The 14,975-nt window shown below is 45.2% G+C and carries 10 protein-coding genes and 3 pseudogenes; 8 read left to right on the top strand and 5 right to left on the bottom strand.

Annotated elements, in window-relative coordinates:
* Positions 1-88 precede the first annotated feature (88 nt).
* The 5 genes from ACLGGO_RS12995 to ACLGGO_RS12975 all read left to right on the top strand — a co-directional run bounded on the left by ACLGGO_RS12995 (position 89) and on the right by ACLGGO_RS12975 (position 4,672).
* Positions 89-1,120, top strand: a complete 1,032-nt coding sequence (locus ACLGGO_RS12995) for a sulfate/molybdate ABC transporter ATP-binding protein (RefSeq protein ID WP_446360926.1) — start codon at positions 89-91, stop codon at positions 1,118-1,120.
* A 121-nt stretch (positions 1,121-1,241) separates the two neighbouring features.
* The gene (locus tag ACLGGO_RS12990; RefSeq protein WP_446419624.1) at positions 1,242-2,078 is read left to right on the top strand and encodes a sulfite exporter TauE/SafE family protein; all 837 of its coding nucleotides are present in this window, start codon (positions 1,242-1,244) and stop codon (positions 2,076-2,078) included.
* Position 2,079: 1 nt separating this feature from the next.
* Entirely contained in the window at positions 2,080-2,664 is a 585-nt protein-coding gene (locus ACLGGO_RS12985; RefSeq protein WP_446419623.1) for a DUF1634 domain-containing protein, read from the top strand.
* A 596-nt stretch (positions 2,665-3,260) separates the two neighbouring features.
* On the top strand, positions 3,261-3,698 hold the full coding sequence (locus ACLGGO_RS12980) for an FHA domain-containing protein (RefSeq protein ID WP_446419622.1): 438 nt from the start codon (positions 3,261-3,263) through the stop codon (positions 3,696-3,698).
* Positions 3,699-3,883: 185 nt separating this feature from the next.
* Positions 3,884-4,672 carry a Crp/Fnr family transcriptional regulator gene (locus ACLGGO_RS12975; RefSeq protein WP_446419621.1) on the top strand — a complete coding sequence of 263 codons (789 nt, stop codon included), beginning with the start codon at positions 3,884-3,886 and terminating at the stop codon, positions 4,670-4,672.
* A 29-nt stretch (positions 4,673-4,701) separates the two neighbouring features.
* Here ACLGGO_RS12975 and ACLGGO_RS12970 read toward each other — a convergent pair.
* The 5 genes and pseudogenes from ACLGGO_RS12970 to ACLGGO_RS12950 all read right to left on the bottom strand — a co-directional run.
* Positions 4,702-5,019 (bottom strand): annotated as a pseudogene (locus ACLGGO_RS12970) (hypothetical protein); the annotation flags it as partial.
* Positions 5,020-5,091: 72 nt separating this feature from the next.
* Positions 5,092-5,493: a hypothetical protein gene (locus ACLGGO_RS12965; protein ID WP_446419620.1), complete on the bottom strand. Its 402-nt coding sequence runs from the start codon at positions 5,491-5,493 to the stop codon at positions 5,092-5,094.
* Positions 5,494-5,571: 78 nt separating this feature from the next.
* A pseudogene (locus ACLGGO_RS12960) lies at positions 5,572-6,019 on the bottom strand (FAD-containing oxidoreductase); the annotation flags it as partial.
* Between the two features lie 238 nt (positions 6,020-6,257).
* Positions 6,258-8,447 (bottom strand): type I DNA topoisomerase, encoded by a 2,190-nt coding sequence (topA, locus tag ACLGGO_RS12955; RefSeq protein WP_446419619.1) that lies wholly within the window; start codon positions 8,445-8,447, stop codon positions 6,258-6,260.
* Between the two features lie 309 nt (positions 8,448-8,756).
* On the bottom strand, positions 8,757-10,868 hold the full coding sequence (locus ACLGGO_RS12950) for an ATP-binding protein (protein ID WP_446419618.1): 2,112 nt from the start codon (positions 10,866-10,868) through the stop codon (positions 8,757-8,759).
* 356 nt (positions 10,869-11,224) lie between these two features.
* On the opposite strand from ACLGGO_RS12950, the gene ACLGGO_RS12945 reads away from it, so the two are divergent.
* The 3 genes and pseudogenes from ACLGGO_RS12945 to ACLGGO_RS12935 all read left to right on the top strand — a co-directional run.
* On the top strand, positions 11,225-13,825 hold the full coding sequence (locus tag ACLGGO_RS12945) for an eCIS core domain-containing protein (protein ID WP_446419617.1): 2,601 nt from the start codon (positions 11,225-11,227) through the stop codon (positions 13,823-13,825).
* A 136-nt stretch (positions 13,826-13,961) separates the two neighbouring features.
* Entirely contained in the window at positions 13,962-14,522 is a 561-nt protein-coding gene (locus ACLGGO_RS12940; RefSeq protein ID WP_446419616.1) for a hypothetical protein, read from the top strand.
* 34 nt (positions 14,523-14,556) lie between these two features.
* Positions 14,557-14,955 (top strand): annotated as a pseudogene (locus ACLGGO_RS12935) (YkgJ family cysteine cluster protein); the annotation flags it as partial.
* Positions 14,956-14,975 lie beyond the last annotated feature (20 nt).

Raw genomic sequence — 14,975 nt, 5'->3', positions numbered from 1 at the left:
CATTCACGAATGCTTCGCCCAACCCTCAACGTCATTGGTCATTCGGACACAAAGTACAAAGGACAAAGAACAAAAGACAGGAGTTATTATGAGCATCATTGTTGAACAGGTTTCTAAGCAGTTTGGTAATTTTGTTGCCTTGGATCGAGTCAATTTGACGGTAAAAGAAGGGAGTTTGGTGGCGCTCTTGGGTCCATCGGGTTCCGGGAAATCTACACTGTTACGGGCGATCGCCGGATTGGAACCTCCGGATAGTGGGTCAATTGTAATTAATGGTCAGGATACAACCCATTTAGATGTCAGTCGGCGTAATATTGGTTTTGTGTTCCAGCATTATGCCTTATTTAAACATTTAACCATTCGCCAAAATATTGCCTTTGGTCTAGAAATTCGTAAGCGTCCCCGACGATTTGTCAAGCAACGGGTTGAGGAATTATTAGAGTTAGTCCAGTTGCAAGGATTAGGCGATCGCTATCCGTCTCAATTGTCGGGGGGTCAACGCCAGCGAGTCGCATTGGCGCGGGCTTTGGCGGTACAGCCGCAGGTACTGCTTTTAGATGAACCTTTTGGTGCTTTAGATGCTAAGGTGCGGAAAGAACTTCGGGCTTGGTTGCGGCGGTTACATGAAGAGGTTCACGTTACCAGTATTTTTGTTACCCATGATCAAGAAGAAGCCATGGAAGTGGCGGATGAAATTGTGGTGATGAATCAAGGACGAATTGAGCAAATTGGCACCCCTGACCAAATTTATGATCATCCGGCTAATGCGTTTGTGATGAGTTTTATTGGTCCAGTGAATGTGCTACCGAGTACCGCCCATCTTTTCCGAAATAATGATATGACGGCGATAAAAACTCAGATGTTTGTTCGTCCCCATGATATTCAGGTACAAACCTCGGCTAATGGAGTTACGTCACCGGCTATCGTCAAACGGGTTATTCATTTGGGCTGGGAAATTCAAGTTGAGTTAGCCTTTATGGATGAACAAACGATTGTGGCACATTTGAGTCGCGAACAGTTTGATACACTTAATCTAAAGCCCGGTCAGCAGGTGTTTGTTAAACCCAAGGATGTGAAGGCGTTTCCAGCGTTGACGTCGATGATTTATCAAGCGTCTTGAAAAAAACTAGAATACCTATTTCATAATCCGGTTAAACTCCAAAATTGCAACATTTGCTACCTGATAACCCATTGTGTTCCAGACGTAGGATGCTACGTCTGGAACAACCACCAAATAACCTATGAATATTCTAGAATTTTCTGTACTGGTTTGGGCGGGATCATTCACCGCTGGTTTTTTAGGCGCAATTACTGGCTTAGGGGGTGGTGTGGTTATTGTTCCCTTTTTGGTGTCCGTATTTGGGGTAGATATCCGATATGCGGTGGGTGCGTCTTTGGTGTCAGTGATTGCTACGTCTTGCGGTGCAGCTTCTTCTTATTTAAAAAAAGGCTATGCTAATTTGCGAATTGGCATGTTTCTGGAAGTCGCCACCACAATGGGTGCTATTATGGGTGCCTTGATTGCCGCTTATGTATCGGTTAAAGCCTTGACATTGGTGTTAGCGATCGCACTGATTTATTCTGCCTACTTTTCCTGGCAAAATCAACCCAAGCCGGACACCCCTGAATCCCCTGATTCCCTGGCTACTTATCTGAAACTTAATGGAACGTATCCCACCCCTGATGGATTGATGATGTATCACGCTAATTCTATTCCCATGGGTTTTGGTGTGATGATGGTTGCTGGCGTATTATCGGGGTTACTGGGTATTGGTTCGGGGGCGTTTAAAGTGCTAGCCATGGATCAAGTCATGGGTTTACCGTTTAAAGTGTCTACCACTACCAGCAATTTTATGATTGGGGTAACGGCGGCGGCGTCAGCCGGAGTTTATTTAAGTAGGGGTTATATTGACCCTGGATTGGCAATGCCTGTAATATTGGGGGTATTACCGGGTGCTTTATTGGGGGCAAATGTTCTTATCGGCGCCAAGACAGAGATTTTGAGAATCGTCTTTAGTCTGGTACTTTTAGTGATGGCGCTTAAGATGATCTACCAGAGTTTTATCGGGGTGGGATAAAATGAATCGAGTTAATTTCAAGTTGCTGAAACCCGAACCTGCGATCGCGAATTCTACCTGTGAACGAAAGGTGAGACAGAAGTCAGAGGGTAAAGGAGTTTCAGAAAAGGAGGAATGTGGCGATGTCGCCGGAAATGATAACGGTTTAGAGGGATATGAGATAACGGATTTATCCCGTAATTTTCAGGTTAATGATCAAGAATCGGCGACGGAATCCGCTAATCCGCTACAACTTGAACAGTGGATTGGTAATCTGCTGAACTATGGCGTAATTTTGTCAAGCAGTCTCGTTTTGGTGGGGGGAATTCTTTATTTAATTCGCCACGGATTTGAACCGGTGAATTACCGGATGTTTCAAGGAGAACCTGCTGAATTTCGCTCGCCTGTTGGTGTCATCCAAGGGGTGTTGTCCGGTCGCCGTCGGGGTATTATTCAATTGGGATTACTGGTTCTCATTGCTACTCCGATTCTCCGAGTTGCTTTTTCCTGCATGATGTTTATCCGACAGCGAGATTGGATCTATACTGTTTTGACGTGGCTGGTTCTGTTTGGGTTGATTTACAGCTTTGTCGGCGCGTATTACTAATTTATTATGAAATTTATTTAATGGGGGGTCAGACCCCTCCCTAGCTCTCCCCTGGGAGGGGAGGGAAGCAAGCCAATAGGATCATTTATTTCCTGGCGTCTAAGGATAGCGACATTCTGCTTAAGTCAGAGATGATTTGGTAGCTTTTGTTACAATTGCGGAGAAATTTTTCCTTCGATTTTGATTATTGGACGGGTATTTTAGCATCGGGGAATTCACTCCAATGGCGTTTGGACTGGCTCCGTAATAACACGGTGTGAAAAACTCGGTCAGATTCTGTAAACTGAAGATATCAGCTATCGAATTAGTGATAGTGAGCCTCCTAGCTCAATTGTGGATTAAGCCTATTTCAGGTGATAACCAACAGCAATATCGCTCTTGCGATCGCGTACTCTGTCGGTAAAACTCTCTTTCTTAGCGGGAGATCAGGGGAAGTCACGGAATATCTGGGACTTCTCGTCACGTTTACCCGAAAAGCCATGTCCTGGAAGTGAATTGCACTATACGATCCAACTTTAAGATCCCTCTTTGCGATCCCTCTTGGGCATGTCATTATTAAACTAACTATCAAGTTTTGATTTTTAGGGGTGCATCAATTGAATCATAAATCTTTGTCTGGGGCAAATCTTGCTCCAAATGTTATTACGGTATCACTGCGATCACCGTCTTATAGTGTGCCAATTCAACAATGGCACTTTACCGATCAACCGATTATTAAAATTGGGCGATGTGCGGATAACCATATTGTGCTACGGAGTTCGGTTGTCTCGCGTTACCATCTAGAACTGCGGTGTGTGGGGAACCGATGGAAACTGATTAATTTTGGCAACAATGGGACGTACAAGAATGGTCAACCGATTACGGAATTGGAAATTCCCGATGAGATTATTATTCAACTCGCCCTTTCGGGTCCCCAATTGCAGATTAATCTCAGTACCAATGTACCAGAACCGTTGTTAAAGCTGCTTCGCCATCAAGATTTAGACCACCGCAATCTTCCGGGACGGTTACGTACCATGTTCAGCGGAAGTTGAGCATAGATAGGGCGACCCGAGTTAATTAAGCGGACTCCCGTTCGTTGTTCATTTGTGGAAGCGGGTCGCCTCTAGGTGAGAACTAGGGATGGGATGCCAAATGAATTTCAAATGAATTTCAATCAATTTCTATTTTAAGAGCAGGCTGGGTAAGCTGGTAATATATGTGCAGCCCGGATTAAGAGATGGCAAAAGCAGCCAAACCGCCTAAATCTGACTTGACAACACGACTCCAGAGTAATTACCTATTTAAGGAATTAGACGCCGACTGGTTGGGTGATTATCTGAAAACCTTAGATCTCAAGGGAGAAAAGCTTTACTCTAGTCGTCCCGTCTATACCGCCTTTCGTCCCGGCGTTTCCTTGGATTTCCTGTATGTAATTGTCAATGGCGGACCGGTGATTACTCGCAGTACGCCGTTAGATCGGGTGATATCCATTAGCTATCCCGGTGGTTGTTTTGGGATGAGGAACTTGGCATTTAGCTATGGACAGGTGTCGAGATCCTTTCCGAGTTTGGTGGAAGCCTATAAAACTACAGATGTATTCCAGATTCCCTTGGACGTGATTGAGTCCATTTATAAAGAAAACCAGACATTTCGCGATCGCTACGATTTGCTGTTTGAGTTGCGGGAGAAGTTTCAGTACCATTTACTCAATTGCAGCACCTATCCCCCTCAAGCTGTTGCGGCGCTGTTGCGAGCCTTGGTGTATCAGGAGCGATCGCTAGGGAATCAACCGGATGCCAATGGTGTTTATGTATTTGATCTGCCTGTGGATGTGATTGCTCATGCCAGTCAGCTTAACCATCGTACCGTAGAACAGGTACTCAAGGGAATGCAACAAGTTGGATTATTAGCCTCCCCAACCGCCAAGGATACCTCTAGCGATATCGTGCGCGTTGCTGATCCAGAAGGGTTAAAGGAAGTCTACAGTGCGACTAGGGATAAAGTATCCTGGTGGCCCCTAAAGTGAGCGACTATTAGTTGAAGTTTATACCTCACTTACTCAGTAAAAAATGCTGGATACACAAAAGCAAATGCCGTCGAACTGGGAATAGGGGTTCCATCTAGTTCTTCAACAATAACGGTTTCCAGTTCATTGTCCCAACGGGCACTAATTTGCCGACCATTGAAATCTACAATCTGTGTACCCACTTGCTTGAGTTCTTGGTGAGGAAACTGATGACTGATACCAGAAAAGCGATTGTTTGGGGTTTGATTATCTGGTTCCCACACATAGCTAATAATGGCTTTCGGATGAAGCATCAGCTCATCCTGATTGCGAACCGGAAACACAAGCTCGTTGTTGGTGTAATACCCGATTCCCCAAGGTGAATCGTAAAGTAAACATATTCTCCCTCAATGACGAGTGGATGAGAGGGGTAAAGATAATTAATTTTTATCAACTGTCCAGATGATATCTAAATCTCTGAGATAGTAAAGGGCAAAGCAAGCCGCAAGCATGGGCCAAGCCGCGAAAAATAGCAAATTTTCAAAGGGAGCGAAATATTGCCGAAAAGATGAGAAGGTGGAAACAGAATGGAAAAATAGCACTAACAAATAAGTCCACCGCTTTTGGAAACCTGCTACAAATCCCAGAATAATTATAAGCTGAATCCCCCCAATGATGTAAATTGGCACATTACTCAATCCACCAATCAAATAAAAATTCTGGAAAATTGCGGCGGCATGGTCAGGGTTCACAAATTTATCTAAAGTCCACATCAGCATGACCAGAAACACACTCAGTCGTAGCAAGAGTAATACAACTGGAATTCGGCGATCGCTATTCATCGGGCTTTTATCAACTCCTAACTATACCTAAACAGTGAAATGTTCCTTTAATAGTCCTCAAGAATTCGATAAAAAGCGTTAAGACAACTTAGTGAGCAATCCCAAGATTTTTTTCGAGGTTGGTGTAAGCAGTGTACGGCGATAAGCATCCGCTGCTTTCTTTCTTAATGCCTTCAGCTTGAGTTGGATAGGGATGAATTACACCCGATAACCCACTCAAACCCACCTTATTCACAATCGCTGTAGTCACTTCACTAATCATCTCACCTGCATGACGAGCGACAATGGTTGCTCCCAAAATTGTATCGGAACCTTTCTGGTGATGAATCTTAACAAATCCATCTTCTTCACCATCTGCGATCGCGCGGTCTACACTACTAAACGGAATCTTGATCGTATTGACCTCAATCCCCTTTTCCTGAGCCTCATGTTCGTACATTCCCACATGTGCAATTTCTGGATCAGTATAGGTTACCCAAGGCATCACTAAGCTGCTGAGTTGGGAACGTCCTAAGCCAAACGGAGACTCTTCAATTTTTGTTACTATCGAGCCATCACCAGGATTCTCGCAGCCCACTGGAGAAACAGTAATGACCGGAGGCGGGGGTATGTCACTTTAATTTGCGACTTTGGACAAACTAAAAATAAGCTTATCGCCCATCTAGGTGTCAAAACGAAAGCAGTTTTTGTCGAAAAATGGATTGAAACCCTTGTATTGTATAGTTTTCACCTTAATACAGCAAGCCCTGCATCGCCATCATCCATCACGTTTTCACTTCCCCAAACTTGGGACTCCAAAACGTCCCCTTTTTCGTCCAAAAATAAGCCACATTTTTACATTTCCCCTGGCGAGACTTGGGATTCGCACAACGCAGCATCTTCTTAGACTCACCCTCTTTCTCATATTCATACAACTCCAACGGCTTCCCACAACTCGGACAAGCATACTCCGTTAACTTGTCTGGCTTGGCTGGCTTGGCTGGCTTCGCTTTCGGTGCAGGGCGATCTGAACGCGGTAACTCATACTCCCCAGCCTTGGCATTCCAAAACATTACCACCCCACATCCCCCTTGGCGATTATCGCAACTGAGGAAATGATCCGCTTTCAGCTTCTGAGACTGAGAAAACACCTTAGTCATCAGATGTTGACATTTAGGACAGGGATAATCCGTGGATTCCGTTCTCGGACGCCGTTTCGATTCACCTTTCGGGGTAGAGTGAGTTTGACTGGATATCTCTGGAACTTGGGCAAACGCCGAGTTGAGCGCGGGAGCAAAATAATCCCGATTCCACCCCGTCAAATAACACTCCCAATCCAATTTACCTGACGCGATCGCATCTAAATCCGATTCCATCTTAGCCGTAAATTCTGGCTGAATCAGATCAGGTAACACCTGTGCCAAAAATACATCCAATTCCATCCCCAGTTGGGTTGGCTGCAATTTCCCTTTACTTAACTGAACATAGTTACGCGCTTTCAACGTCTTAATTGTCGGCGCATAGGTGCTAGGACGACCAATTCCGGAACGTTCCATCGCCTGCACCAGTTTGGGTTCGCTGTAACGGGGTGGCGGCTGCGTCTGTTTCTTATCCGCACCTGCCTTATCTAAGGTAAGCGGTTGACCCTGCTGTACCCGTGGTAATTGGGAATCGGCGGCAATATTATTCCAATAGCGAGTATAGCCCGGTATGATTAACACCTGTCCCCTAGCTTCCCAAAATACATCCCCCGATTGGGTGATAATGCGAGTTTTGGATAATTGAGCTTGACAGCATTGGGTTGCGATCGCGCGATTCCAAATTAAATCATACAGTTTTGCCTCATCCCTGGGGAGTTGAACCGATAATTGCTCTGGTGTGCGTTCAACATGAGTGGGACGAATCGCTTCATGGGCTTCTTGCGCCCCGGATTTAGAGCGATGGGAGGCTACTCTAGAGGGTACATTATCTGGGTCATGCTGCAAAAGCCACTGCTTTGCCCCTCGACAAAACTCTGGAGACAACGCCACGGAATCCGTCCGCATATAGGTAATATGCCCAGCTTCATAGAGGCTTTGGGCAATTTTCATCGTCACTTCTGGATTCAGCTTGAGTTTAGCACCGGCAGATTGCTGAAGCGTAGAAGTTGTAAATGCGGCGGGGGGAGATTGTTTAACTGTCTTCCCCTCTACTGTGACGACATGATGGGAATGAGAACGCGCGATTGTGACTAATTGATCCGCCTCGTCCTGAGAGAGTACCCGCTTCCCCTCCGATACTGGATGATCTTCTCCCGTATCATCCGGCTGATTCTTCGTGTTCCTAGAATTCTGGGGCGGCTGAGTTCGACCCGCGAAAAGGGCTTTAAATCCCTCCTGATATTCTACCCACACTACCCAATAATCCTGGGGTTTAAATGCCAGAATCTCTTGTTCTCGCTTCACCAGTAGATGTAAGGTAGCACTCTGCACTCGTCCCATGGACTTGCAGCCGTTATTCAAGCGCCAAACTAATCGACTCCCTTTATATCCCACCAATTTATCCAAACAATCCCTAGCACGTCCGGCGGCGATAAGGTTTGAGTCAATGGTTTTCGGATGTGCGATCGCGCGTTCTACGGCGGATTTAGTAATCTCTGTGTAAGTCACCCGCAGGGGATGCTTCAATCGTAATTCTTCGGTCAAATGCCAACCAATCGTTTCTCCTTCTCGGTCTGGGTCAGTCCCTAGGTAAATTCGGTCGGCTTGGCGGACAGCAGAGCGCAACTCCGATAAGATTTTCTTGGCTTGTGAACTGCGAGGAACATAGCGACAGTGGATGTGGGAACCCTCCAAATCAAACCCTAGAGAATCTTGACCATCATCAGCTAATTCCCGAACATGACCCATACTGGCTTTAACCGTCCAGCCAGCACCGAGAATGGATTTGAGTTTTTTGACCTTACCGCCTGATTCGATAATGAGTAGATTCGCCATGGCTGTTGGCAAGAGATGATGGAGCAATCAATATAGAGGTATGCCCGGAAAGGGGTTCGATGACCCAAAAATTGGCACAGCTAAATTGCCAGAGTTGACATTTTGTGTATTATATGCATATTAGGTATTAGGTCAAAGTTTGGGACGCGATCGCACAGAAAACCCAGCCTATACGATAAACCAACATCAACTTAAACTGAATGGTACTGACTTAAGCTTAATGGCACTATAAGCATTTTTGGATCGCCTCCACCCTTAATATACCGTAGGGTGGGCACTGCCCACCAGCCTTGGAGCGTGCCATTCAACTTAAACCCAGCCCCTGACTTCGGAATCGGTTAAAATTTTCCCCAACTTAAGACATTCGCTTTTCGTCGCTTGTAAAATATGTTTCATCATCACAGGTTCACCCGCATCAGCCGCAATAAACGCCGCATTTAAAGCAATACTGCGGATATTTCCCCCCGCCATATTCAACTTGCCCAACTTTTGCATCTCTAATTTCTGAGTCGGTGTTTCTTGGGGAAAAATGCGCTGCCAAATCGCGGATCTATCGTCGGCATTTGGAAAGGGAAATTTAACCGAGAAATTGATTCGACGCATAAACGCTTGATCTAAGGCTTCAATCAAATTTGTCGTCAAAATTGCTAATCCTTGATAGGCTTCCATTCGTTGCAATAAATAACTCACTTCCACATTGGCGTGGCGATCATGAGAATCTTTAACTTGCGTTCGTTTACCAAACAAAGCATCCGCTTCATCAAACAATAAAATCGCCCCACTGGTTTCCGCAATATCAAAGATTCGTCGCAAATTCTTCTCCGTTTCACCAATATATTTACTCACCACCGCACTCAAATCAATTCGATAAAGGTCAAGGCTTAACTCCTTTGCCAACACTTCCGCCGCCATGGTTTTCCCAGTTCCACTTGGTCCGGAAAAAAGAGCGCTAATCCCTAATCCACGCCCGCCTTTTCCCGCGAATCCCCATTCTTGATAAACCTTCGCTCGTTGTTGAACATGAGTCGAAACTTCATGTAACGTCTTTTTTTCCAAGTCAGGTAGAATCAACTCCTCCCAAGTCGCTACAGCATCAATCCGTTGCGCCAAATCATCTAAACGGGGACGCGCTTGAACCTTACAGAAATCCCATAAGTGAGTTTGCAGGGGAGATGAATTACTTTCTATTTTAGGTTGAGATTTTTGAGTTTTCGATGAGCGACGGCGGGTTGAGGATGAGGACGTTTTTTCAAGTTCTTTATTGTTTTGTTCATCATCAGGCTGTTCATCCGTTGGTGTGGGTGTATAGTCCCTATTATTCAGCGATAAACAGGCAGCTTTAATTGTTGCTGCGTTGAGATTAAATTGGGAGACTAGGGTATCAAGTTGTCCATTCAGTTCTGTTGTCAGTGAACCGAGATGGGATTTCCAGATATCTCGTTGTTCAGCATGAGTCAGTTGACCCACATCTAAGGTAATCATCGGGCGTTGATGTTGCGGTTGTCGTTCCTGGGTGCTGAAAATTAATGGCACTTGTAATTGTTCAACAAACTCAGCAATTGCCCACTCTCGCCGAGGATCACCTGGATTCATCTCATCAGCATTTAGAAACAAGAAACTGTGGTTTAATAAAGCTTCCCGGAAACACCGTTGCTTTAACTGATACAGTTCATTAGGATTAAATGGAACAACAGATGCTGATATCATCTGAAGACTCCACCCTAATGCGCTACAGGCAACGGTGGCAATGGATTGTTTCGCGGCTAAATCTGAACCACATAACTGGACAACGGGATGGTCAGAAGTTGCTAAAGACTTAGACCAAGTGGCGATAATTTTGTCAGCGATTTTTTGATACGAAGGGGGGAGAGAAGTTGAAGATGAGGGCGGTACAGGTACAAGAATACCTGCCCATTCCTTATCGATGCAAGGTTCACTCAACAGATAACAGAGAATGCGCCGATTAATGCGTAGAGGCGATTGAGTAAAGGGTAATCCTTCCACCATTTCAACCAGTTCCCAGTGGTGTAATGGAGATTGGGAGGAAAGAATGCTCAGATGAGTCTGGCTAAACGTGGATAACGCTAAATTAAGTGTCGGATAATTTCGTTTAGGATTGCCGTTAATTTTGGCACATAAGACTTCAAACTCACTATCCAGCTCCATGCCAACGCATAATAAGAGAATATAGCGGTCAAATGGGGAGAGGTGAAATAAAGCGCAGAGTTTATCTAGGGCTGGTGGTGCATAGTCGAGAAGGGCTGCGGCATCTGGGGATAACCTCGTTTCCAATTTGGCTAAGTTGGGCTGATTTTGCTGGTAAGCGATGTAATCTTCTAATACCTGACGAACTTGATTAACGGCTATCTGGAGATAGTGAAAGTTGGCTTGATACCAGGTGATTGGTGTGGGAATATCCATACATGTTTATATGTTTTAATAGTGTTAAAGTTTATCGTCCGTTGGGAGCGTGAAAGCGGGTAATAATTAAGTTGGTTAGGAAGAGCGATTCCCTCCGGGATAGCTTCGCTTACCGCCAAACTCAACAATCTCTCCCCTTGCTCCGGTTGGATGGCTCTTATGTTAAAACATATTTCCGGTTGAATTCGGTTTAGACAAAATAGTTTATAATTTAGCCACAACTCAAGATGTCTTAGGTCAAGCCGCTTTCCGGCGTTTTCTCGGAATGGACAGGTATTGGCTTCTCGGAGAATCACCCAGGATTCTTGAGGGAATCGGCTCCAATCCTTACATTATCGGGCAACTGAGGCGGCATCATGGAGTATAAACCTGTACAAAAGAAAAATTCATCCTGGACTCCTGCGAAGGTACAGAAAAAGGGTAAAAGCCCTGGTAAATTGGGACATTTTTCAATTCAACCCAAACCCAACCAGACATCTGCCCCACCCCAAGAAATCGGGGACTATTCCAGAGCATCAGCCGATAGACTCGCCGCGAATGTGATGCGAGGACTTCAAGCCAAGGAACAGGAGCAAGCCGAAGGGTCAACAGTACAGCGTAAATCTGAATCACCATGGACAGCCCGGTTTGATGTCGCCCCACCCACAACACAAACTCCTACTCCTCAGATGGGAACAGCTTTTGCCCCAGTCTCAGAAAACCCGATTCAACGCCAATGTGCTGATTGTGCCAAAGAAGAGGAGGAACAGGCGGGAGAAGCAGGGAAAGACTTAGAGGAAATTGGCATTCAAACCAAGTTGACTATAGGAGCGCCAGGAGATGCTTACGAGCAAGAAGCTGACCGAGTAGCATCTCAGGTGATGTCAATGTCAGCGCCTCCTGATAGTTCAGCGTCCGTTCAGCGTCGGTTGGACACCAATAACCCCAATCAAATATGGCAAAGAGCGCAGTCAATTACACCTGTGGTACAAAGGCGAATTGATCCGCCTGTGCAAATGGGGCAGATGGTACAACGGGCAGCTCAAATAGATGGAAATCAGGCATCTGGGGATTTAGAGAGTCGTTTGAATGCGTCTAAGGGTGGAGGTTCTCCGTTATCGGAGGACGTGAGAGGGTTTATGGAACCGCGCTTTGGTGCTGATTTTAGTGGAGTGCGGGTGCATACGGGTGGTGAAGCGGTGCAGATGAATCAGGAGTTGGGCGCACAGGCGTTTACTCATGGGAGTGATGTTTATTTCGGGGCTCTTAAGTCACCGGGGAATAATGAGTTGACAGCGCATGAGTTGGCGCATGTGGAGCAGCAAAATAGTGATAGTAGGGCGGTGCAGCGATTACCCTCATCCAATCCAAAGACCCTGCCAGTACCAACAAATAGTCTCTCCATGAGCCAGTTAGCCTCATCAAAGGCTGCTGCTTTTTCCCATTTGCATGGTCGTCCGAGTTCAACACCAGGTGCAATTATTCAACGTAGGCGTAGCAATGGTGTTAGCGTGAGCAGAATGAAATTTTCACCAAGCGAGATTCCTGCTGATAGCAAAACTACCTCTCAAGCAACAGTCAACTATTCTGGGCGTATTGCTGGTGGTGCAAAAATTAGATGGACTATTGACGGCCCAGCGTTTGGCACAAAGGTTGATGCTAACGGTTTGATCACCCCTGGTGCTGCAATTAAGAAAGGAGCAGATAAAGTTCGAGTTAAGGTTAAAGCTGAGGATAGTAAATACGCTGGTGCTCACACATATGGTTATATCACCCTTTGGGATGCTGAGTATCTACAGGCAAAAACCGACTATCCTAAGTTCCGTGGTAAGACTTTCAAGAAAGATCCGTTCATAATAAACAGAAACGGAAAATTTGCACTTGCTTATAGACCTCGATCCCATCGGCTTGACGCAACGATTAGGGTAAGCTTCACTTTCAAAAATAACGTTGTAGGGGCTGCAAAGTGGAATAAACACACTAAGCGAGCTTTTGAAAGGACATTTATTAGGGTCGTTCAGAATCGATGGTCTAATCAGTATAAATTCGTTAATGTGCGTGAACCACAAAGTATCTGGAAAAAACTCAATCCGGTTAGAGTTCGGGTGAAGGTTAAGCAAGATAATAAAAACCCCCACTTTAACATCACTGTCAATAAGAATCATCCAGTAGGTGTTACTAGTGCAGTTGGTGTGGGAGGAAATCAAAGTGGTAAAGCCAGATTTGAAGCTAGTGATACAAGACCACAACCAGCGTTTAATCCGGCAACAGGTAAAGCTGAACTTGCTGCTTTAGCTAACGTCACACCAACGCCAATTCAATTTGCCGCTGGTTCATCTGCCATCAAAGCAGCCGACAAAGGGAAAGTTGAGTTTATGGCGACGTACCTTCGTCGGATTAAGAACCCAAGATTTAAGTTGATAATTACTGGTCATCACCAGCAGGTAGTACACGCACCTAAGGCAACTAAAGCTCAGAAGAGAGCTACAGAACAACAAGCTACAAGATTATCGAAACAGCGTGCCAACGAAGTATTCAAGATATTAAGAGAGGGCAGAGCAACCTATCATCAAATCCGAAAACAAGGAGTTGGTGATGCTGGTGCCGCTGCTACTCCAGCTTGGGATAAAGCAGAAATTGCTGCTGCACTTCCTAAGGGATGGCAAAACGTTCAAACTACTCTTGAACACGAGGCAGGTCACATGCTGGGTCTTGGTGATGAGTATATAAGTGGAGGTGCACCAGTTGGAACTAAAACCACTCACTATGCTTTGACTATGCAAGCCTTCGGAAAACAGTATGCTGATGTGCAGGCTACAATAGTTGCAGACAGTGCCAGCCTGATGAATGGTGGCAATGATATTCGTCCGCACCATTACGTCACTCTTTGGGATGGACTGGCTCAACTAACTCAAGCAGCCGCAGTACCAAAAGTTCCCTTTAAACACGCTGATTGGCAGTTCCAAGGTGAGGGATAAGATGCTAATTGTAAAGTTGTACTGTAGAAAAGATAATTGGCAAAGATCAGCTATAAAGAATTATGCGGTGCTTGTGCTTACATTTGTTTCGATATCTGTCATGGCAGCGAGCTGTCAAGGTGAGATATCTTCGAGTATGAGTAATAGTAAAGCAGAAATTCAAGAAATATCAGCTCCTACTTATAATGTTTCCTCTAATAATGTTAAATACCAACCACAAGAACTTCGACTAGAGGCAAAAGAAGTGACCAATATCGAAACCTTTGACCAATTGCCAGAAGACTATGATCCACGTCTAACGGCAATCTTAAGTGAGGCAGTTCCTGACAACGTGATCGTGAGTTATTATTACATAGCTGCCTCAAAGAATCCTCGCAACAATTATCGCTGGGAACTCAACCAAGATGGCAGACTGTTCGCTGTCCAGCATTCTGGTCAAAATCCGTCTTTTGAAATCACTTTTGACCAGCCGTTACCATCACAACCAACAAAGATTCTCTCGAAAGATGAAATTCAAACTTTATATTCTCAACTTGAGCAAGGGAAATTCTTCGACCAACCTCAGTTACAAAGAATTTCTGTCGAAGGTGGCAACTATGTGATTTTGCGTGTACGCCAAGGTGACAGATTTCACGAAGTTGTATACGAAAACGTCGAAAACCCTCTTTTAGAATATCTTTATTCAATCACTGATTGAAGCTTACATACCAACCTAATTACATACTAACCTAATGATAAACCAGATGAATAAAAAGAAAAAGATAAAGAGTAGCCAGCCTGAATCTCCCATCACCGGATCTTTGCCGCAATCTCAAGCGCCTCTAAAGACTAGCCAAATTGAAACTCAACCTTCTCCCTCTGGTCGTTTGCTGACACTTGACCAGATCAGACAGGAGTATCCCTGTGATAACTGTAGTGCCCCGTGTTGTTCATACTTACCGCTCCACACCTTCAATGTCTCGAACATACGCGAACTTGACCATGCACTTTACCTCCTCAACTTTCCGCGCATCGAATTAGGTCTTAGTGCAACGGGAGAATGGGGAGTTTACTACCGTTACCCATGCCGCTTTCTCAATCGCGAAAAGGGTCTTTGCTCTATTTACGGAGATGAATTGCGACCAAGTATTTGTGCTCACTATAGTCCCTA

This window comes from Coleofasciculus sp. (assembly GCF_046565525.1).
Lineage (GTDB): Bacteria > Cyanobacteriota > Cyanobacteriia > Cyanobacteriales > Coleofasciculaceae > Coleofasciculus.
This window is presented reverse-complemented; position numbering and strand designations above follow the sequence as displayed.